The sequence below is a fragment of the Nitrosopumilus sp. genome, assembly GCF_025699255.1.
Classification (GTDB): Archaea; Thermoproteota; Nitrososphaeria; order Nitrososphaerales; family Nitrosopumilaceae; genus Nitrosopumilus.
The window spans coordinates 25,697-45,750 of record NZ_JAILWA010000004.1; the positions used below are offsets into that span (position 1 = coordinate 25,697).

At 34.3% G+C, this 20,054-nt stretch carries 16 protein-coding genes and 1 tRNA gene; 15 read left to right on the forward strand and 2 right to left on the reverse strand.

The annotated features are described in order from the left end of the window. Positions 1-56: 56 nt before the first annotated feature. On the forward strand, positions 57-1,385 hold the full coding sequence (locus K5781_RS05450; RefSeq protein WP_297441572.1) for a tRNA(Ile)(2)-agmatinylcytidine synthase: 1,329 nt from the start codon (positions 57-59) through the stop codon (positions 1,383-1,385). A 1-nt stretch (position 1,386) separates the two neighbouring features. Here the strand turns inward: K5781_RS05450 and K5781_RS05455 are convergent. Then, positions 1,387-1,461, reverse strand: a tRNA-Met gene (locus K5781_RS05455). An 82-nt stretch (positions 1,462-1,543) separates the two neighbouring features. Here K5781_RS05455 and K5781_RS05460 point away from each other — a divergent pair. From K5781_RS05460 to hisI, 11 genes are read left to right on the forward strand one after another with little or no spacing between them, the layout of a single operon-like run. Next, positions 1,544-2,635: a PQQ-dependent sugar dehydrogenase gene (locus K5781_RS05460; protein WP_297441574.1), complete on the forward strand. Its 1,092-nt coding sequence runs from the start codon at positions 1,544-1,546 to the stop codon at positions 2,633-2,635. Position 2,636: 1 nt separating this feature from the next. Next, on the forward strand, positions 2,637-3,893 hold the full coding sequence (locus K5781_RS05465; protein WP_297441576.1) for a hydroxymethylglutaryl-CoA reductase, degradative: 1,257 nt from the start codon (positions 2,637-2,639) through the stop codon (positions 3,891-3,893). A gap of 38 nt (positions 3,894-3,931) precedes the next feature. Further along, positions 3,932-4,909, forward strand: a complete 978-nt coding sequence (gene hisG / locus K5781_RS05470; protein WP_297441578.1) for an ATP phosphoribosyltransferase — start codon at positions 3,932-3,934, stop codon at positions 4,907-4,909. After that, positions 4,909-6,180, forward strand: coding sequence for a histidinol dehydrogenase (gene hisD / locus K5781_RS05475; protein WP_297441580.1), 1,272 nt, complete (start codon positions 4,909-4,911; stop codon positions 6,178-6,180). The genes hisG and hisD overlap by 1 nt, the downstream gene beginning before the upstream one ends. Further along, positions 6,177-7,247: a histidinol-phosphate transaminase gene (gene hisC, locus K5781_RS05480; protein ID WP_297441582.1), complete on the forward strand. Its 1,071-nt coding sequence runs from the start codon at positions 6,177-6,179 to the stop codon at positions 7,245-7,247. Before hisD ends, hisC begins: the two co-directional genes overlap by 4 nt. Next, the gene (locus K5781_RS05485; RefSeq protein ID WP_297441584.1) at positions 7,244-8,218 is read left to right on the forward strand and encodes an HAD hydrolase-like protein; all 975 of its coding nucleotides are present in this window, start codon (positions 7,244-7,246) and stop codon (positions 8,216-8,218) included. Before hisC ends, K5781_RS05485 begins: the two co-directional genes overlap by 4 nt. Positions 8,219-8,243: 25 nt before the next feature. After that, a complete protein-coding gene (gene hisB, locus K5781_RS05490; RefSeq protein ID WP_297441586.1) occupies positions 8,244-8,831 on the forward strand; it encodes an imidazoleglycerol-phosphate dehydratase HisB in 588 nt (195 codons plus the stop codon). Beyond that, on the forward strand, positions 8,831-9,436 hold the full coding sequence (gene hisH, locus K5781_RS05495; protein ID WP_297441588.1) for an imidazole glycerol phosphate synthase subunit HisH: 606 nt from the start codon (positions 8,831-8,833) through the stop codon (positions 9,434-9,436). Before hisB ends, hisH begins: the two co-directional genes overlap by 1 nt. Continuing rightward, a complete protein-coding gene (gene hisA / locus K5781_RS05500; RefSeq protein WP_297441590.1) occupies positions 9,433-10,140 on the forward strand; it encodes a 1-(5-phosphoribosyl)-5-[(5-phosphoribosylamino)methylideneamino]imidazole-4-carboxamide isomerase in 708 nt (235 codons plus the stop codon). Before hisH ends, hisA begins: the two co-directional genes overlap by 4 nt. After that, entirely contained in the window at positions 10,137-10,940 is an 804-nt protein-coding gene (gene hisF, locus K5781_RS05505; RefSeq protein WP_297441593.1) for an imidazole glycerol phosphate synthase subunit HisF, read from the forward strand. Before hisA ends, hisF begins: the two co-directional genes overlap by 4 nt. A 23-nt stretch (positions 10,941-10,963) precedes the next feature. After that, positions 10,964-11,293: a phosphoribosyl-AMP cyclohydrolase gene (hisI, locus tag K5781_RS05510; RefSeq protein WP_297441594.1), complete on the forward strand. Its 330-nt coding sequence runs from the start codon at positions 10,964-10,966 to the stop codon at positions 11,291-11,293. Between the two features lies 1 nt (position 11,294). Here hisI and K5781_RS05515 read toward each other — a convergent pair whose 3' ends face one another. After that, positions 11,295-11,870, reverse strand: coding sequence for a hypothetical protein (locus tag K5781_RS05515; protein WP_297441596.1), 576 nt, complete (start codon positions 11,868-11,870; stop codon positions 11,295-11,297). A 209-nt stretch (positions 11,871-12,079) separates the two neighbouring features. Between K5781_RS05515 and K5781_RS05520 the strand changes: the two genes are divergently transcribed. The 3 genes from K5781_RS05520 (at position 12,080) to K5781_RS05530 (ending at position 19,971) form a co-directional block, all read left to right on the forward strand. Then, positions 12,080-13,294 carry a threonine synthase gene (locus K5781_RS05520; protein WP_297441599.1) on the forward strand — a complete coding sequence of 405 codons (1,215 nt, stop codon included), beginning with the start codon at positions 12,080-12,082 and terminating at the stop codon, positions 13,292-13,294. Then, complete coding sequence (locus K5781_RS05525; RefSeq protein ID WP_297441601.1) at positions 13,294-14,628, forward strand: ThiF family adenylyltransferase; 1,335 nt, start codon at positions 13,294-13,296, stop codon at positions 14,626-14,628. The genes K5781_RS05520 and K5781_RS05525 overlap by 1 nt, the downstream gene beginning before the upstream one ends. Before the next feature lie 210 nt (positions 14,629-14,838). Next, on the forward strand, positions 14,839-19,971 hold the full coding sequence (locus K5781_RS05530) for a hypothetical protein (protein WP_297441603.1): 5,133 nt from the start codon (positions 14,839-14,841) through the stop codon (positions 19,969-19,971). Positions 19,972-20,054 lie beyond the last annotated feature (83 nt).

Sequence of the window (20,054 nt, forward strand, 5' to 3'; positions counted from 1 at the left end):
TTTAAATCAACTGAAATCTCCAACAACTAAAAATGTCTGAATAAGCAAAGAAATTCATGGAAAAGGACACCATACTAAATGTTGGATTTGATGACACTGATTCTCCTAAAGGAATGTGTACTACTTTTTTAGCATACAAAATTGTTGATTTACTTCAAAAACAAAAAACTGAATTTTTAGATTTTCCAAGATTGATTCGATTTAATCCAAATATTCCATGGAAAACAAGAGGAAATGGTGCAGTATCTATGAAAATTAAGACAAAAAATCCCTTGAAAATAAAAAACCAAATAAAAAACCTTGTTTCTAAATATTCGGATACAAAAAATGGAGCAAATCCTGGACTAGTTTTTTTTGAAAGCAATTCAATTCCATCTGAATTTACAAAATTCAGTAAATTAGCTCTGTGGCAATTAATCAATAGAAACAATGCAAAAAAATTTGCTAAAAAAAATAATCTTGAAATTTATTTTCAAGGAAACGGCCAAGGATTGATTGGAGCAATTGGTGCAATAGGTTATGATTTTCATGATCATACATTGGAACTTTTGAGCTATCGTAAAAAATCAAAGTTTGGAAAAGAAAGAAAAATTTCTACTGATAGTGTTAGAAATATGCAAGAAAAAACTTCACCTCATACTTTCAACAGTTTTGATACCAAAAAAGGTAGAGTTTTGATAACTCCTCATGGACCTGATCCTGTTTTTTATGGAGTTAGAGGTGAAAATGTAGATTCTTTGATTCATGCAACAAAAATTCTAAAAACTACTGAAAAATTAGACGGTTATATGATTTTCAAATCAAATCAAGGAACTGGTGATCATCTAAAAAATGACTTGACTTTTGAAAATATGAAACCCTATGCCTCTGGAAAAATTCAAGGAATTGTTTCCATTTCTCCAAAAATTGTAAAAGGAGGACATGTTCTCTTTAAAATCACTTCAAATAATCATGATTTTTGGTGTGCAGTCTACAAACCTACTGGTATGACTATTCATGCTTCAAATTTGCTAAAAGGAGATAAAATTATTGTTGGAGGTGGAGTAAGAAAGGCTTCAAAAAATTATCCTAGAATTATTAATTTAGAATTTCTTGAAATTCTCTCACCCGTAAAGAATATTTCAATTTCTAATCCTGAATGTAAAAAATGTAACAAAAAAATGAAATCAAAAGGATTGAATCAAGGCTTTCAATGTATTCATTGTGGAGAAAGAGAATTTAAAAAAACATCTCATGAAATTCCAAGAAAAATCAAAAAGCAACTTTATCTTCCAAAAATCTCTGCACATAGGCATCTTTCAAGACCATTGCAACGAATTGGAATGAAGAATAAATCTTCTCAATTTAATGAGTCTCTTTCATGGTTTTGTGTTTATAGAAAATAAGTAGCGGGGAGTAGATTTGAACTACTGAACTGCGGGTTATGAGCCCGCCGGGATGACCTGGCTTCCCCACCCCGCTGAACATAAATGAAGTTGAGCCGTATATACGCTTTATCAAATTCTTGAAAGTAATTAATAGGATTTGAAAAGATTGTATTCTCATGGATAAAAAAATCCAAGTATCTGCAATTGTTATTGCCACAGTGTTTTCTGTCTTAGTTTTAACATCTCCATCTGATCCTATTCCATTACCCGAACCAAACTCAAATTCTAAAAGTGATTTTGTAACTGTGTTGGCTGAAAATCTAAATAAACCTAGGTCTATTGCAGTATCTGAGAATCGAATTTTTGTAACTGAAAAAGATGGAATGATTAGAGTTATACAAAATAATACATTATTAGAATCTCCATTAGCTACATTACGTACTGCCAATGTTTTTGACGGTGGATTATTAGGGATAGCATTACATCCAAATTTTTTAACTAATCATCAACTGTATGTCTTTTTGACTTATGAAGAGAATGATAAACTGTGGAATAAAATTTTAAAGATTACTGAATCTGATAACAAGCTTGTAAACGCTGAAACTATTTTAGAAAAAGTTCCTGGTTCATCATTTACAAATGGAGGTTTCATAAAATTTGGACCTGATGGAAAATTATATGTGGGTACTGGAACTATTTCTGATGCTTCTCATCTTCCACAAGATCTTAACTCGTTATCAGGAAAAATTCTACGACTAAATGATGACGGGACAGTTCCTGAAGATAACCCTTTTTCAGATTCATTAGTATATTCGTTAGGACATAGAAATCCTCAAGGTATGACTTGGGATCAAAATGGAAATCTGTTTGTAGCAGAATTTGGACCAGAGAAAAATGATGAAATCAATCTAGTTCAAGCAGGTAAAAACTATGGATGGCCTGAACAACAATGTTCAGGAAATGAAAAGTTTGAAGATGCTATTCTTTGCTATGATCCAAGCATTGAACCTGGAGGTATACTGTATTATTCTGGAAAATCCTTGGATTTTCAATCTTCATTCATTATGGCATCTATGAGAGCTTCTAATCTATACCAGTTAGATTTTGATGAGGGACTGAGCTCTCAAAAGTCAATACTTAGTGGGATTGGTCGTGTAAGAGATGTAGTAGAGGGTACAGATGGTAGTCTTTATGTAATTACATCAAATACTGATGGAAAAGGTTTTCCAGATAGTATGGATGATAAACTATTGAGGATAATAAAATAAAATGTCAGACTCGTCAATTTCAAAATTTTTTGAGAAATCAAGAAAAGAAAGATTAGATGTTGTTGCAAATTTTGCAAATCTAACTAGTGAAGAATTAGAAATTCTACAAAACGATAATGGGGGAATTTCTTTTGATAAAGCCGATAAGATGGTTGAGAACGCTATTGGCACATTTTCACTTCCATTGGGCGTTGCTACAAATTTTAAGATTAATGGCAAGGATTACTTGGTGCCAATGGTTATTGAGGAGCCTTCCGTAATAGCTGCTGCATCAAAAGGAGCTAAGGTAGCTCGAATTAAAGGTGGATTTGAAGTCACTTCAAATGAGTCATTTAGTATTGGCCAAATACAACTTTTGGATGTTGATCCCACATCAGCAATCCAAAAAATAAAAAATTCAACAAATGAAATTCTTGAACTAGCAAATTCAAAAAGCAACACTTTGTCAAAAATGGGCAAAGGTGCAAAAGATATTTCTTGTAAAGAAATTGATACACCTTCTGGAATTATGCTTATTGTTGAATTGTTAATTGATGTTGGTGATGCAATGGGTGCAAATGTTACAAACACAATGTGTGAAGCCGTTTCTCCTTTGATTGAAAAAATTACGGATGGAAGAGCTTTATTGCGTATCCTTTCAAATTACTCTACTAGAAGAATGGTAAAAGCAAAAGCTGTATTTGAAAAAGAATCTGTTGGAGGAGAACAAGTAGTTGATAATATCATTTCTGCATTTGAATTTGCAGATAATGATGTGTATAGGGCTGTCACTCATAACAAAGGTATCATGAATGGTACTATAGCTGTTGCAAATGCTGTTGGTCAGGATAGTAGGGCAATTGAAGCAGCTGCAAATGCATATGCTGCACAGTCTGGGAAATACCGTTCTTTGAGTAAATGGAGTAAGGATGATGATGGAAATCTGGTCGGAATTTTAGAAATTCCTCTTTCTGTTGGAATTGTGGGTGGAATTGCAAATGTTCATCCAGTTGCTAAAGTTTGTACAAAAATTTTGGGAGCAACATCTGCACAAGAACTTGCATGTGTTATGACCGCTACTGGATTGGCTCAAAATTATAGTGCTATTAGAGCTCTCTCTACTGAAGGAATACAAAAAGGACACATGCGTCTTCACGCAAGAAATCTAGCTGCTGCTGCTGGTGCGACACCTGATCAAATTGATGAAATTGTTCAGAAAATGATTGAAGAAAAGAAAATTTCACTTGATAGAGCTAAAGAATTGCTTGAGCAAATTTAAACATGCGATTATATACCTAAAAAGTGAAAAAATTGAAAATGTCTGAGGTAAAATTTGCCATTCCAAAAGGTAGTCTTGAAGAGGCCACTTTCAAGCTACTTGAAAAATCTTGGACTAGAGTAAATAGAAAAAGTAGAACTTATCGTGTATACTTGGATGATCCTAGCATAATTGTGAAGATGTTACGTCCTCAAGAAATCCCAACATTGGTTGCAGAAGGATTGTATGATGTGGGAATTACCGGAAAGGATTGGGTTGGTGAAACAAACTCTGATGTCGAGCCTATTTTGGATTTAGAGTATGGTAAAATCAGACTTGTAATTGCTTTTCCTGATAAATATAGATACAAAAATTTAGATGAAATGATTGCAGATTATGGTAAAAAGAAAAAAACACTTAGAATCTCATCTGAATATCTTACAACTGCATCAAAATTTCTTAAACAATCCAAGTCGTATAAAAAATACTATGGTTCTAAAGATCCTCTAATTGTAACTCCTTGGGTTAGATTAGGAAATAACAAAAATGTACAAATTCATTTGTCATTTGGTGCCACTGAAGCAAAGCCTCCTGAAGATGTTGATGCAATCATGGATGTGACTGAAACAGGAACCACACTTAAGCAAAATAAACTCAAAATTGTTGATGAAGTATTAACTTCAACTGCTCACCTGATTGTAAATAAAAAATCATTGAAAGATCCAAAAAAGCGTGAAAAAATATTTGATATTGTTACCTTAATGAGAGGTGCAGTTCATGGTAGAAAATTCTTACACATTTATCTAAATGTAGAAGAAAAAAACCTAAAAAAACTCCTGACACAGATGCCTTCTCTCAAAAAACCTACAATTAGTCCACTAAGTGAACAAGGATGGTTTGGAGTTAATACCGTCATTAAAAAAGAAGAATTTCACAAACTTATTCCTAAATTAAGGAAGATTGCTCAAGGTCTTGTGGTTCATGAACCAAGACAAATCCTTGAACTTGAGGAGATAAAACGTGACGAAGAAAATTGATGAGAATTATCAAAGTATCTAATGTTGAAAAGTTTGCAGAACAAATTACCCCAAAACAGCCTCAAAATAACAAAACCATTGTTGAATCCATTTTAAAAAATGTTCAAAAGAATGGTGATGCTGCTGTTAGAAAATATGAAAGAAAATTCAGTAAAGCAAATATTTCTTCATTAAGAGTAACTTCAAATGAAATAAAAAATGCATATTCCAAAGTCTCAAAACTTGAACTTGATGCAATAAGATTAGCTAAAACTAGACTAGGAAAAACTGAATCCTCAGTAAAATCACTATTAAAAAACAAACAAATTAATCATGATGGAATAAAGATTTCAAAAAAATTTATTCCTATTCAAAGTGTGGGATGTTATATTCCGGGAGGATTAGCTAGATATCCAAGCTCTGTAATCATGTCTGTTGTTCCTGCAAAAATTGCTGGTGTAAAAAGAATAGTCGTTGTATCTCCACCTAACTCTGATGGTAAAATTGATCCACTAACAATTGTATCTGCAGATATTTGTGGTGCAGATGAAATTTACAAGACAGGTGGTGTACAATCTATTGGGGCATTATCCTATGGAACAAAATCAATTTCCAAAGTCGATAAAATTGTAGGTCCAGGTGGCGCATTTGTTACATCTGCAAAATCTTTAGTAAGTATGCAAACTGGAATTGATATGCTTGCTGGTCCTACTGAACTAGGAATAATTGCAGATAATTCAGCTAACCCAAAATTTGTTTCATTGGATTTGATTTCACAAGCTGAACACAGCACTGATACTTTTTGCTATTTGATTACTACATCTGAAAAACTTGCAATATCAGTTAAGAAGATGATTTCAGAACTTCTTCCATCAATTAAAAGAGAAAAAATTGTTAAAACAAGTCTTGAAAAAAATGGATTTATTGTAATATGCAAGACAACTTCTGATATGATAAAACTAGCAAATATTTTGGCTCCTGAACATTTGCAAATAATGACTAAAAATTCTGAATCTGTTTCTTCTAAAATCACTTCTTCAGGTTTGGTTTTGATAGGAAATAACACTCCTTCGTCTGCTAGTGACTATATTTTAGGCTCAAATCACATTTTGCCTACCAATGGATTTGGGAAAATTAGAGGCTCTTTATCTGTTCTAGATTTTATTAAAATTAACACTCAGATAACATCATCTCAAAAATCACTATTAAAAATCTCAAAATATCTTGAAGTACTAACGACATCTGAGGGACTTTCTAATCACTATGAGGCAGTTAGAGGTAGACTAGATTGAAAAAAAATTGGTTTAATGAAAAAATTAAAAAATTCAACGACATTGGAGGTTATCAAAAACCAGAACTAATCCAAGATTCTGTTAAATTAGATTCAAATGAAAATTATGTAATTTCAAAGCAATTTCAAAATGATATAATTTCTTCTGCGAAAAAAAACTCTGACATTAGAGAATATCCACTTGGAGGAGTTGAGAGATTGATCAATGCCATATCAAAATTTACAAAAATTTCTTCTACTATGATTGGTGTTGGAAATGGTTCTGATCAAATCTTAGATTTAATTCTCTCAAATTTTGCTTCAAAACAAACCAAAGTTTTAACATCTAATCCAACATTTGGATTTTTTGAAGAGCGCTGCAAACTGTATAACATTCCATTAATCACAATTCCATTTTCTGATGGTATGAAATTAAACATTAAAGATTTTGTTAAACAATCAAAAAATGCAGATATCTTATATCTTGATTCTCCAAATAACCCAACTGGATTTCAATTTTCAAAAAACGAATTACAGAAACTTGTCAAATCTTTTGATGGTCTTGTAATTATTGATGAGGCATATGGCGAATTTAGCGAATACTCTCTTTCAAATATGGTGAAAACTCAAGAAAATCTTATTGTTGTCCAAACTCTTTCAAAATCATTTGGATTGGCTGGATTAAGACTAGGTTATTTTCTAGCAAGCAAAAAATTCACTGAGGCTTTCATGAATATTTTACAATATCCATATCCAATAAGTACAATTACAATTGAATCTGGAATACAGGCTCTTGAAAGATCAAACACTATGAAAGACACTATAGACATAATCAAAATTGAGAGAAAAAGAATTATTGAAACTTTGAAGAAATACGATGCCTTTGAAGTCTTTGATTCTAAGGCTAATTTTGTCCTCTTTGATGCTCATGGTGCCTATAAACGGGTCTATTCAGCATTAGCTGAACAAGGAATTTCTATAAGAAAACTAGGAAAAATTGGAAATCATAAAGGTTGTCTACGAGTTACTATTGGAACTAAGGAAATGAATTCAAAATTTTTACTAGCTATACGTGATTTGTTGGGATGACTCTAACAAAAAAATCTGAAGGAATCTATGTTGATGATTCCAAAATTGATATTCTAAATGAAGCTGATTCAATAATTTTTGATTGTGATGGAGTTTTAATTGATATAACAAAATCATATGATTCTGCAATAATTAAAACAACACAATATGTTTTAGAAAACTTTGCTAACATTAAGAATGCAATAGATATAGATTTTAAAATTATTGATGGTTTCAAATCTACAGGTGGATTCAATGATGAAGTTGATTTAACATATGCTGCTATTCTTTCGCTTGTTGCTGCAAATCAATTGAAAAAAGATCAAACTAGTTTTATTTTTGATGTGATAAAAAATTCTGATTCCACTGGAATAATTTCTGTAGAAAAATATGTTGAAACTCTAACTAATATCTCTGAAATCAAAAAAAAATTGTCATATCCGGGAACTCATCATGAAAATCCATTGTATAATATTTTTGATCAAATTTTCTATGGTCCTGAATTATATGAAAAATTGTTTAACAAAACTTCAAATTTTTTAGAACCTGGTCTTATTGAGCAAGATGATGTAATAATAAATGATATTTTAATACAAAAACTACTAAGAAGATTCAATTCAAAGATTGCTATGGTGACTGGTAGAGGAAAAGAATCTGTAAGTTATTCCCTAAAATCTATTTTGTCTAAATTTGATTTACAAAATTCTATGTTTCTTGAAGATGAATTTCGTGAACTAGCTAAACCGAATCCCCAATCATTGTTAAATTCCATACAAGGAATGAATTCAACTATTTGCATATATGTTGGAGATTCTATGGAAGATTTTATCATGGCAAAAAAAGCAACCGAATTAGGAAACAAGACAATTTTTTGTGGAATCATAGGAACCAGCAAAGATCCTGAGGCTAAATTAGAACTATTTGAAAAAAATGATGCTATTTTGGTTTTGGACTCTATTCATCTCTTACCAAAGGTATTAAATTTAGAATAATGCAGTTAGATAATCTGTGATAAAAATGGCATCAAGAAAGGCTTCAATTAAACGAAATACAAAGGAAACCAGTGTTTCTGTATATGTAAATTTAGATGGTTTTGGAAAAACATCAATTAAAACCGGAATTAACTTTCTTGATCACCTAATTGTTTCCTTTGGAAAACATGGTATGATGGATCTCAAAGTTGATGCAAAATCAAATGATGGAATTGAACACCATTTGATAGAAGATACTGCGATAACAATTGGTCAAGCAATTGACAAAGCATTAGGTGCTAGACGAGGAATAACTAGATTTAGTTATGCATCAGTTCCTATGGATGAGTCTCTTGCAGAAGCTTCAATTGATCTAGTCAAACGACCATTTTGGAAATTAACACTATCAATTAAACGAAGTAAGATTGAAGATGTATCTAAAGAAGATCTTGAACATTTCTTTCAATCGTTACTTCAAAATCTGAATAGTTGTATTCACCTTACTGTAAAGTATGGAGATAATGATCACCATAAAGTTGAGGCTGCAATCAAATCACTTGCTGTTGCATTAAGAAATGCATCTGGATTAGATAAGAAACAAAAAGGAATTCCAAGCACAAAAGGTTCAATGTAATGGTAAGTGTCGCAATTTTTGATTATGGTGCTGGAAATATTTTCAGCTTGAAAAATTCTCTTGAAAAAGCTGGGGCTACAGTTGATGTAATTACAAATTTTGATAATGACAACACCTATTCTGGATTATTACTTCCTGGTGTAGGAAATTTTGATCCTGCAATGAATAGTATTAGAGATTTTTCAAAAATTCAATTCAAAGATTATGTTGAGAATATGCCTGTATTGGGAATTTGTCTTGGCATGGAAATGTTTTTTGAAAAAAGTGAAGAAGGCAAAGAAAAAGGTTTGAATGTAATAGATGGTGAGGTAATTGTACTTCCTTCTTCTATGAAAGTGCCACATATGGGCTGGAATAATCTTGAGATAAAAAAACCTGGAAAAATTCTTGAAGGTGTTGTAGATGGTTCTTGGGCTTATTTTGTTCACTCGTATAGAGTAAAACCTGAATCAAATGATGTGATTACTGCTGAATCTGATTATGGAATCAAAGTACCTGCAGTTGTTGAACATGACAATTTTTTTGGAACTCAATTTCATCCTGAAAAATCTAGTACTATGGGAAAAATCATGTTGGAGAATTTTCTAAAAGAGTGTAGAAAATGAAAATCATTCCTGCAATTGATCTGATGGACGGTAAAGTTGTTCGTTTGTACAAAGGCGATCCTAATCAAAAGACAGTATATAGTAACAATCCTATAGAAATCGCAAAACAATGGGAATCTGCTGGTGCCGATATCCTTCATTTGGTGGATCTAGATGCTACTCTTGGAATTGGGTCTAATCTAGATGTAATCAAAAAGATTCTTGATACAGTAAATATTCCAGTGGAAGTTGCTGGTGGATTACGAGAAAAATCTCTAGTTTTAGACGTAGCAAAATTGTCTGAAAGAATTGTGATAGGGACTTTGGCATTCAAAGATAAAAATCTCCTAAAATCATTATTATCTGAACTAGGGCCAGAAAAAATTGTAATTTCAGTTGATCATAAAGATGGTGAAATAGTTGTTCATGGTTGGCAAAAAGGTACTGGAATTAAACTAATTCCTGCAATTAATGAATTTCTTGATATGGGTTTTACAGAATTTCTATTAACTAATGTCAGTAAAGATGGAACTTTAGAAGGACCTGATTTAGAATTTTTAGAGCAAGCATGTAATTTACCAAATACCAATATTATTGCAAGTGGAGGCATTTCCAATATTTCAGATGTTAAAGATGTAAAAGAAAAAAATGCATTTGGTGTAATTCTTGGAAAAGCACTTTATGAGAAAAAACTAACTATACAAGAGGCAAAAAAATTATCATGACTTTAACTAAAAGAATTATTCCATGTTTGGATGTAAAAAATGGCAGGGTAGTCAAAGGTTTGAATTTTGAATCAATTAAAGATGCAGGAGATCCTGTAGAACTTGCTGCAAAATATAGTAATGAGGGTGCAGATGAATTAGTTTTTTTAGATATTACTGCATCTGACGAGCAACGAAAAACAATCAAAGATTTAGTTAGAAAAGTTGCATCAGTAATTGATATACCCTTTACTGTTGGTGGTGGAGTAAAATCATTAGAAGATGCTAGAAATATTTTACTAAATGGTGCTGACAAAGTTGGAATCAACACAGGCGCAATAAAAAATCCTAAAGTCATTACCGAGTTAATGGAAATTTTTGGTAGACAATGTGTTGTAGTCGCAGTTGATGCAAAAAGAAACTATGATGTTGATCAAACAAAGAATCTTTTTACTGAAAATGATAAAGAGTTTTGGTTCGAGGTCTTCATTTATGGTGGAAAAGAAGGCACTGGGATTGATGTAATTAAATGGGTTAAGGATGCCGAACGATTAGGTGCTGGTGAAATTCTTCTAACTAGTATTGACAAAGATGGAACAAAAGATGGATATGATATTTTGCTAACTAAAACAGTTGTAGATTCAATTTCTATTCCTGTTATTGCTTCTGGAGGATGTGGCAAACCTCAAGATATGATTGATGTTTTCAAGAAATCAGATGTAGATGCTGCATTAGCTGCATCTATTTTTCATTATGATACTCATGGAGTAAATGGCGTAAAATCTTATTTGAAGAGAAATGAAATTCCTGTAAGATTATAATAGCTATATAGAAATTTTCATTTATGGAAAAAACTATTGATGAAATAGATTTTGAAAAGAGTGGTGGTCTTGTACCGGTAATTGTTCAAGATGTAAATACAAAAGATGTATTAACTCTAGCCTATGCAAATAAAGAATCGTTACAACTTGCAAAAAAAACTGGAAATTCTTGGTTCTGGAGTCGTTCAAGAAATAAACTTTGGATGAAAGGCGAAGAATCAGGTAATACTCAAAAAATTAAAGAAATTTTGGTTGATTGTGATTTTGATGCAATTATTTATCTAGTTGAACCATCAGGACCTGCATGTCATATTGGTGAAAAAGTTTGTTTTCATAATTCTTTAGAAAAATAAGCTAACAAACTGGTTCAAAGTTACTTTCGCTTCCTGGTAGTATTTGTTCTGTTATTTTAAATTCCAAATTTGGATACTCTGTACCTCTAAAAACAACTCTCCAATCTCCAATAAAATCTTCTATAGTGCAGTAACCTCTTGTCTTAGAAAGTTGTGGTTCTAAATAATAATTAAAAGTAGTTTTTTCTGCACCATCAAATGGTATCGTTAGATAAACAGAGTAATGTGTTGTGTTTAGTGGTCTTAGAAAAGCAACTTGACCTTTTTCATCGTATCCTAATCCTCCAATACGTAGAAATATTTTTTCTCCTAAAACATATTCACTACGATCTATCTGAAATGGACCTGAAGTAATCCATTCTCTATCTTTTGGTGAATATTCATTTTCTAAATTGATTTTCTCAATTTCATCTAATTTTTCTTGAACTTCCGGAGTAATTTCTTCATTTGGTAATAGTTCTTTGTTTAATGTATCTTCTACTTCCATTGTACTAGGTTCTTGGTTGGTTATTGCAATGATTCCTACAACTATTATAATAATACCAATTCCTATTGAAATTATAACATTTTTGTTCACAAAAATATCATTTTAAAAATATCTAAAAACCTTCCTCATTAATTTCTAATTTTAAATTTTGATTTTTACTATATATCCAGAAATTCTGCTTTTCCTATTTTTCACCTTATTATTACTATTATTCATTATATTTTTTAATCATAAAAATTAAGTGTTACTTAACTTGATATTAGGATTTTTTATCTATATTCTTAGAGGAGATATTGATCTTGACTAGAACTTCACTATGTTGTAGAGAATGCAAAAAAGAGTATGATACTGCTTTCAAATACATTTGTGCTGAGTGTTTTGGACCACTTGATGTAAAATACAATTTCCCCCCAATTACTAAAGAAACTTTTTCTAACCGTGAGCATAACTATTGGAGATATTTTGAATTATTGCCAATAGAAGAGAAATCTAATATTGTAAGTATTGGTGCTGGCATGACACCTCTTATCAAAGCTGACAATCTTGGTAAAAAATTAGGATTAAACAATCTTTACATTAAAAATGATTCTGTAAATCCTACATTTTCATTTAAAGATAGACCTGCTGGAGTTGCAATATCTAAAGCAAAAGAATTTGGATTATCTGCTGTTGGTTGTGCATCTACTGGAAATTTGGCATCTGCAACTGCAGCACATGCAGCAAAAGCTGGATTACCATGTCATGTATTTGCACCAAGTAATATTGAAATGGCAAAAATTGCTCAAGCATTATCTTATGGTGCTAATTATATTGCAGTTGATGGTACATATGATGATGCAAATACCATAGCTGCACAAATTGGTGACAGTAAAGGTATTGGCGTAGTAAATATTAACATGCGTTCACATTATGTAGAAGGATCCAAAACTTTTGCCTTTGAAGTTGCAGAACAACTTGATTGGCAAGTTCCTGATCAACTTATAGTTCCGGTTGGAAGTGGTGCAATGCTTAATGCAATTTGTAAGGGATTTGAGGAACTACAAACAGTTTCACTTCTTGATGATGTCTCAAATATGCATATGATTGCAGCTCAACCACATGGTTGTGCACCTATTGTTGATGCATTTAAGAAAAATAACAAAGAAGTAATTCCAGTTGAAAATCCTGATACTGTTGCAAAAAGCTTAGCAATTGGTGATCCTGGTGATGGTAGATATGTTTTGAAACGATTACAACAGTATAACGGATTTGCTGAAGAATCAAACAACAAAGAAATTCTGGATGCAATTTTACTTCTTGCTCAAACTGAAGGAATCTTTACAGAACCTGCTGGTGGTGTTTCTATCTCTGTTCTTCAAAAAATGGTTGAACAAGGAAAAATTGATACAAATGACAAAGTAGTATGCTATGTTACTGGTAATGGTCTTAAAGCAACTGAATCAATTATGGAAGTTTTACAAAAACCGGCTGTCATGAAAGCAGACGTTGGGGAAATATCGGCGGTAGTTAACTAGTGGCAAATATTACATTCACAATTCCGTCAGTACTAAATCAGAGTGGTGGAGAAAAGAAAACAGAAATTTCAGCTGATTCTCTGACTGATGCATTTGTAAAGATTTCAGAAATTATGGGTGATGACTTTAAGCGTAGAGTTTTGGAGAGTGACGGGACACCTCGTTCATTGATAAATATCTACATCAATGGAAAGAATGCAAAGTTTTCTAATGGAATGCAAACTGATCTTAAAGATGGTGATGAAGTTTATATTTTACCTGCAGTTGCTGGAGGTTCTGAAGAACTTTCTCCTAAAGAACTAGATAAATTTTCAAGACAAGTAATGCTAGAAGAAATTGGATATGGTGGACAATTAAAATTAAAAAATGCTAAAGTTTGTGTTGTTGGAACTGGTGGTTTAGGACATCCAATTATTTCTAGATTGGCTACAATGGGTGTTGGAACTTTGCGAATCATTGATAGAGATGTAATCGAATTATCTAATTTACATAGACAAATGATGTTTGATGAAGATGATGTAGGACAAGTCAAGGTAGAAGTAGCTGCAAAAAAATTACAAAAACTAAACCCTGATTGTAAAGTAGAAGCATTAGCTGTATCTGTAAATGATTATACTGCATTAGAAATTATTGAAGGATGTGATGTTGTAATTGATGCACTTGATAGTGTTAATGCAAGATATGCATTGAACAAAGCATGTGTAAAACATGAAATTCCATTTGTAACTGGAGCTGCAGTTGGAACATCTGGACAAGTCTTTACTATTTTACCAAAAAAATCTGCATGTTATTTTTGCATGTTTCCTGAATTAAATGAAGATGCAATGCCAACATGTAGTATTGAAGGTGTACATCCACCAATTCTTTCTATTGTTGGTGCGATTGAAGTTGCAGAAGCTGTTAAAATAATACTTGGAAAGATTCCTAATCTATCTGAAAGAATTTTACACATTGATTTAGAAAATCTGAATTTTAACAGTACTAGAACATTCAGAGCTGAAGAATGTCCAGTTTGTGGAACAGGAAAATTGGAAGTTGCTGTAAAAGAAGAATTAATTTTAGAAGAATTATGTGGTCGCAATCGTGGTAAGAGAACTTATTCTATTACCCCCACTGAAATATTTGATCTTGATGTAAATGACGTTACTGCAATCGCAAAGGAAAAAGGATTCATCGTTGACAATCAGGGCAGTTTAGGATTATCTTTAAGAACCAATGATCTTTCTGTTAGCTTCATGAAAAAAGGTTCTGCTGTAGTTGTAGGTCCAAAAGATGAAGCAGAAGCAATATCTCTTTACAAAAGTCTTCTAGGCAAAGAGATCAAGGCATTATAGTCTACAAAAATTTCATAAATTATTGGTAAAACACAAAAATTATTGTAATCAGATCTTCTTTTGAGGATTAAAATGTAATAATTATATACATATAATATAGAAATTATATCAAAATTTACAATTATCTAAAAAAATTCTAAAAAAATAAGTAATTGTGGACAATTCGTCCATTAGGCTTTTATACTAATTTTTAAGAAAAATGTCAATAACATGAATAACGAAATAGGACGTAAAATAACTAGTCTTACATTAATGACAATTATGTTAGCCGGTGGTTTAACATTTGCAGCACCTGGTGTAATGCCAGCTGCATTTGCAGCCAACGCTAACCTATTTGTTTCCGCAGAAAACTCACAGTTTGACAATTACATGTCAGGTCCTCAAGTAATTGAGGTAGTCATAATTGATTCTGATATCAATGATACAGATGAAGCAAAAGGTGAACCCGATGTTACAGTCAACGGAAAGATCCTGAGAATGGTTCAAGGTGTTGACGGTAACTGGTATGGATACTTTGCAGACAGAACAATGGCAAGTATCGCAGATTCTACCACAACCATTAGTGGTTCTGGTTTAGACTTCGGTACATTATGTGCAACAGGCGCAGCAACCAATACCGCAATAGGTTTCAATGTTGACGATACTTCAGGTATCGCAGTACCAAATAACGATGTAGGTGGTTCTAATGGAACTTCTACTGGTGCTGCACTTACAGCAACATGTACTACTGCAACTACTGGTGATGCCAATGGCACTGCAAACGTTGTTAGAGAAGCAAAAGATCCAAACACCAATTCAGCTGTTAGCACAGGCCAAATTGGTCTTGCTAGTACTGATATGTGGCCATTTATACAACTCTATCCTCTAAATCCAACTGGTAATGTTGTCGTACAGTACAACAAAGGTGGTGGTGCTCAATCAACCACATTAACCTTTGATACTGTTGATCAATTTGCTGGTGCAGAATTAGACAGAGCTATATATCCAAAAGGCGCACAAATTCATGCAACAATTACTGACTTATGGTTAAACATTGACCCAACTGATGAAGACTCTTGGACATTTGGTACAGTTAGCACTAATGCAACAAGTAGAGGTGCTCACTACCAAGTATTCGATGAAAACGGAGCAAGCGGTGGTACCGCAATTAACATAGATTCTTCAGTATCCTCACTTATGTGTGAAGATAACTGTAGACTTCTAGTTAATCCTAACGTACAAGGTTCAACTAACCCTGTACTCACCATTCAAGATAACGATGATTCTATCCTTGATAACTTGAATGCAACCAGAGGAACAACTGCAGCTACAAGTAACAATGCAACTGCATTTGGTATTTTAGCTCAAACAGCTGCCTTAGGTTTAGGTTCAGTTCCTGTAACAATCACCGAACAAGGTCCAAACAGTGGTGTATTTGGTACATATGATGAATCAGATGTATCAGTATTACAAATAACAACAAATGCAAAGAGGGGAACCTCCGCATCCGTTGATTATAATGAAACACCAGTAACTGTTCTTGTAGGATTCGGCTTTGCAACAATTGACATCCAGCCAACAGATGATGAATGGAGCTCTGGTGAAGAGATTCCAGTAATCATCGTTGACAGTGATCAAAACAAAAACAGCAGAGTTGATGAAGACTTAGATTTAGACAACACAGAAATCACACTTGTTCCTGCCTTAAAGACCGGTGATCCATTTACAATTGGTGAAGCCGCTAATGGCAGTGATGGATACAGAGTAAGTATATTCAACGGAACTTTGAACAAAGGTGCAATTTCAGCAACAGGTAATGCTGATGTTGGAACTGCAGGTAGTTTAAGTTCAGCCGTGTTGAATTTTACTGCTGGTAACCAAACAGTAAGTAGTGCTTTAGTGGATACATTCAGTCAAAGACTGATTACTACACAAACAGCAAATACTACTGCTCAAGTTGGTTTAGCTGTAGTTGACTTAGACACAACATTAGAAGAATTACAAAAAACTATCTCTCAAGCAGATAGCACTGGCGCTATTTTCAACTTTTTCAACTATAACGTTGAATCATTTGGAACAGATAGAGTAAGTATTTACTTACTTAACCAAACCAGTACAATTCTTGATTCCTCTAGCAACTGGCAACTAAATTCAACCGGAAATAACGCAATCGTACTTGTAGCAAATGGTACAGGTCAAGGTTACGTTTCATTAGACGGTTCAGATGATCAGTTGTTTGCTAATACTGGAGATGCCGCTGATCAGAAACTTGGACTCTTAATTGAATTCAATGATGTTTCTGGTTCAGGCCTTGGTGTTAACGGTATTGATGAAAAAGAGGCTATTGTTGCTGACTTCTTCTCATTCGGTTTCACAGATGATGGTGTACAAGCATCCGAAAGGATTGCACACCAAATCATCAGAGTTGAAGCTGAAGAAACAGGTGATAACACCAGTACATTTGAAGGTTCACTTGAGTATATCATGGTAAACCAACTCAATATTATTGATGTTAACACATTTGCAGGTATTTCACCAATCGCAGACGATCCTTCATTCATTGTGATTGAAGATTTGACTGACGAAGATTCACCTAGATTGTCATACAATGACTTAGGTGCAGATGGTGTAGTAACTCCAATATCTGATCAAGAAGAAGCTCCAAGTCACTCTGGTGTTGTATCTTTCAATCAAGACTCTTACAAGATAGCTGACACTGTAATTATTACTCTAGAAGACTTAGATCTTAACGTAGACTCTGATCTTATTGATATTTACACTACCGTCATAGACGTTGGTGATGTTGATAATGATCAAGTTGGTTCAGATGTACCAACTGCACAAGAGACCCTTTCATTTGGTTCTCAAGGTAGACTCCTTGATATCACATTCGATGATCTCAAATGGACTAATACCGGTACAACATGTAACGCTGATGGTGATGATGGTCTTGCCGCTACTGGATTTACTCTGGTAGAGACAAGCAAAGATTCTGGAAAATTCCTCGGAGATTTCCAGATTCCATCCAATTGGTGTAGAAGTGATGGTACAACTGATGTCCCAGCTTCAGCAAAAGAATCTGTAACTGGACTCGACATTGAAGTCAACTACGTAGACTACAGAGACGCATCTGGTGAAATCATCGAAGTCGGTGATTCAGCAGGTGTACGCGCAAACACAGGTTCAGTAAGCCTTGACAGAACTGTTTATCCAGTACCATTTGGTATTCCAGATAACTTTGCTGCAGGTACAACTGAAACTCCATCAAATAGATCAGTATTCCCAGTACACCAAACAGGAACTGGAGTAGATACTGATACTACACTTGATGCAGGAGAATTCCTTGTTAGCGGTGATCTAATTGTCCACTTAAGAGTAAATGATCCAGACTTTGACGTTAACCCAGCTGGTGAAGATTCTATTGCCGCAAACTCCACAGCCGGCTATGGCCCAGTTAAAATCTCTGTAATTAGAGGTTCTAGCGAAGTTGTACTCGGTTATGCTGGTGGCCCAGCAGAACTCGACGGCCCAATTGATGTCGCCGATAATGCACCAAAAGCTGCCAGACAATTTGGTCCAATCGATGAGATTGCACCAGATGCAGGAATTTACGAATTAGATCTAACCGTAAGATACACTGATGGTCCAGCAAGTACAACCTGTCCTCCAACCACTGTGTTTGAGAACATTATTGGTACTAGCACAACAACAGAAACATCCAGATTTGATGTTGCCGCAACAACTGGTGATTACTGTATCCTACAAGGAGATATTCTCCAAGTAGAATACACTGATCCAGCTGATGCTTCTGGTGACATTAACACTGTAACTGATTCTGCTACATTTGACCTAAGAAACGGTGTATTGCAATCCGACAAATCCGTATACATTATCGGTTCCGACATGATCTTAACACTCATTGAGCCAGACCTTGATCTTGACAATGATAGTGCTGAGACCTATGACTTGGACTTAATTGAATGGGACTCTGATGCTGCTACCACAACCATGGGTAACCTTGGTGTAGGTGCAACTGCATTTGACCCAGAACCCGACGCCTTCAGAGAAACAGGTGACAGCACTGGTATCTTCCAGGTTGTTATCGAGATTCCTGATGCTCTAAGTAATGATAAACTCGAAAGAGGTGAAGAAATTATCTTAGAGTACACCGATTGGGGTCCATCCGGTTCAGATTATGTAGGTGATGAAGATGAAGATGTAAACATTACATTGTTCACTTCTAACTTCGGTGCAACTGTCGAACTTGACCAAAAAGTATACTCATGGACTGACAAAGTCTACATTACCATAGTCGCTCCAGATCACAACTTTGACGGTGATCTAGTTGATGAAATTGGAAACACTTCTGAAGACCCAATAAAGGTCTCCACAAGAGGATTCAATCTTGACAACTACAAACTCGTCGAAACTGGAACTGACACAGGCATCTTCACAGGTGAAGTAATCCTCACAGGATTTACAGCACATGATGCAGATGGCGATGGTACTACAGGCGATGCATCCGGCTCAATTTCCAGTGACGGCAGTGGTCCAACTGATGGACTGCTACCAACTGATGATGATGACGGTATTACAGTCTCCTTTGAATTCTCAGAGGATGAAACTGTAGTCGGTTCAGCACTTATCAGATGGAATATTGGTGAGGTACAATGGTTAGAAGCAAGCTATCCAGCTAGCGGAACAGGTGTTGTAAGAGTAATTGATCCAGACATGAACTTAAATCCAGAAGCAGTCGACAACTTCGATGTCGATGTGTGGTCTGACTCCGATGCCGGAGGTATTGACCTTACTGTAACTGAGACTAATGAGGCAACCGGAATCTTCGAAGGTACTGTATTCTTTACAGTCTCTGACGAATCATCTGGTCACAGACTCAGAGTCGCAGAAGGTGACACTGTCACCGCAGAATATGAGGACAATACATTACCAGATCCGTACACAACTGCAGATGAACTTGATATCACTGCCACTTCACTAATTGGTACTGTTGTACCACCTCTCGAGAGAGCACCAGCTGCTAACTTGAGAACAGTTGATGCCTTCGGTAACAGCTTAGATGCTGTTTCTGTTGACCAACAGGTGCAAATCAGTGCTGACTTAGCAAATGGTCAGGATAGAGAGCAATCATTCGCATACTTGGTACAGATCCAAGATGGTAACGGTGTTACAGTCTCACTAGCATGGATTACAGGTTCACTATCTGCTGGTCAATCATTCAGCCCAGCATTATCATGGATTCCAACACAAGCAGGAACTTACACAGCAACTGCATTTGTATGGGAATCTGTAGATAATCCAACGGCATTATCACCACCAGTCAGTACAACTGTAAGCGTAAACTAGTTCACATTATCCTTTTTTTCTTTTTTTTGAATACTACCTAACGTAAGTTATAGACAATTTTTCCAGAAGTAATATCTAGGAGA

Excerpts from the sequence above, each read along its gene's own strand:
- hisF (WP_297441593.1), top strand. The coding sequence starts at position 10,137 with ATGACTTTAACTAAAAGAATTATTCCATGTTTGGATGTAAAAAATGGC.
- K5781_RS05485 (WP_297441584.1), top strand. The coding sequence starts at position 7,244 with ATGACTCTAACAAAAAAATCTGAAGGAATCTATGTTGATGATTCCAAA.
- K5781_RS05460 (WP_297441574.1), top strand. The coding sequence starts at position 1,544 with ATGGATAAAAAAATCCAAGTATCTGCAATTGTTATTGCCACAGTGTTT.
- K5781_RS05450 (WP_297441572.1), top strand. The coding sequence starts at position 57 with ATGGAAAAGGACACCATACTAAATGTTGGATTTGATGACACTGATTCT.
- hisA (WP_297441590.1), top strand. The coding sequence starts at position 9,433 with ATGAAAATCATTCCTGCAATTGATCTGATGGACGGTAAAGTTGTTCGT.
- hisI (WP_297441594.1), top strand. The coding sequence starts at position 10,964 with ATGGAAAAAACTATTGATGAAATAGATTTTGAAAAGAGTGGTGGTCTT.
- K5781_RS05530 (WP_297441603.1), top strand. The coding sequence starts at position 14,839 with ATGAATAACGAAATAGGACGTAAAATAACTAGTCTTACATTAATGACA.
- hisB (WP_297441586.1), top strand. The coding sequence starts at position 8,244 with ATGGCATCAAGAAAGGCTTCAATTAAACGAAATACAAAGGAAACCAGT.
- hisD (WP_297441580.1), top strand. The coding sequence starts at position 4,909 with ATGAGAATTATCAAAGTATCTAATGTTGAAAAGTTTGCAGAACAAATT.
- hisH (WP_297441588.1), top strand. The coding sequence starts at position 8,831 with ATGGTAAGTGTCGCAATTTTTGATTATGGTGCTGGAAATATTTTCAGC.
- K5781_RS05465 (WP_297441576.1), top strand. The coding sequence starts at position 2,637 with ATGTCAGACTCGTCAATTTCAAAATTTTTTGAGAAATCAAGAAAAGAA.
- hisG (WP_297441578.1), top strand. The coding sequence starts at position 3,932 with ATGTCTGAGGTAAAATTTGCCATTCCAAAAGGTAGTCTTGAAGAGGCC.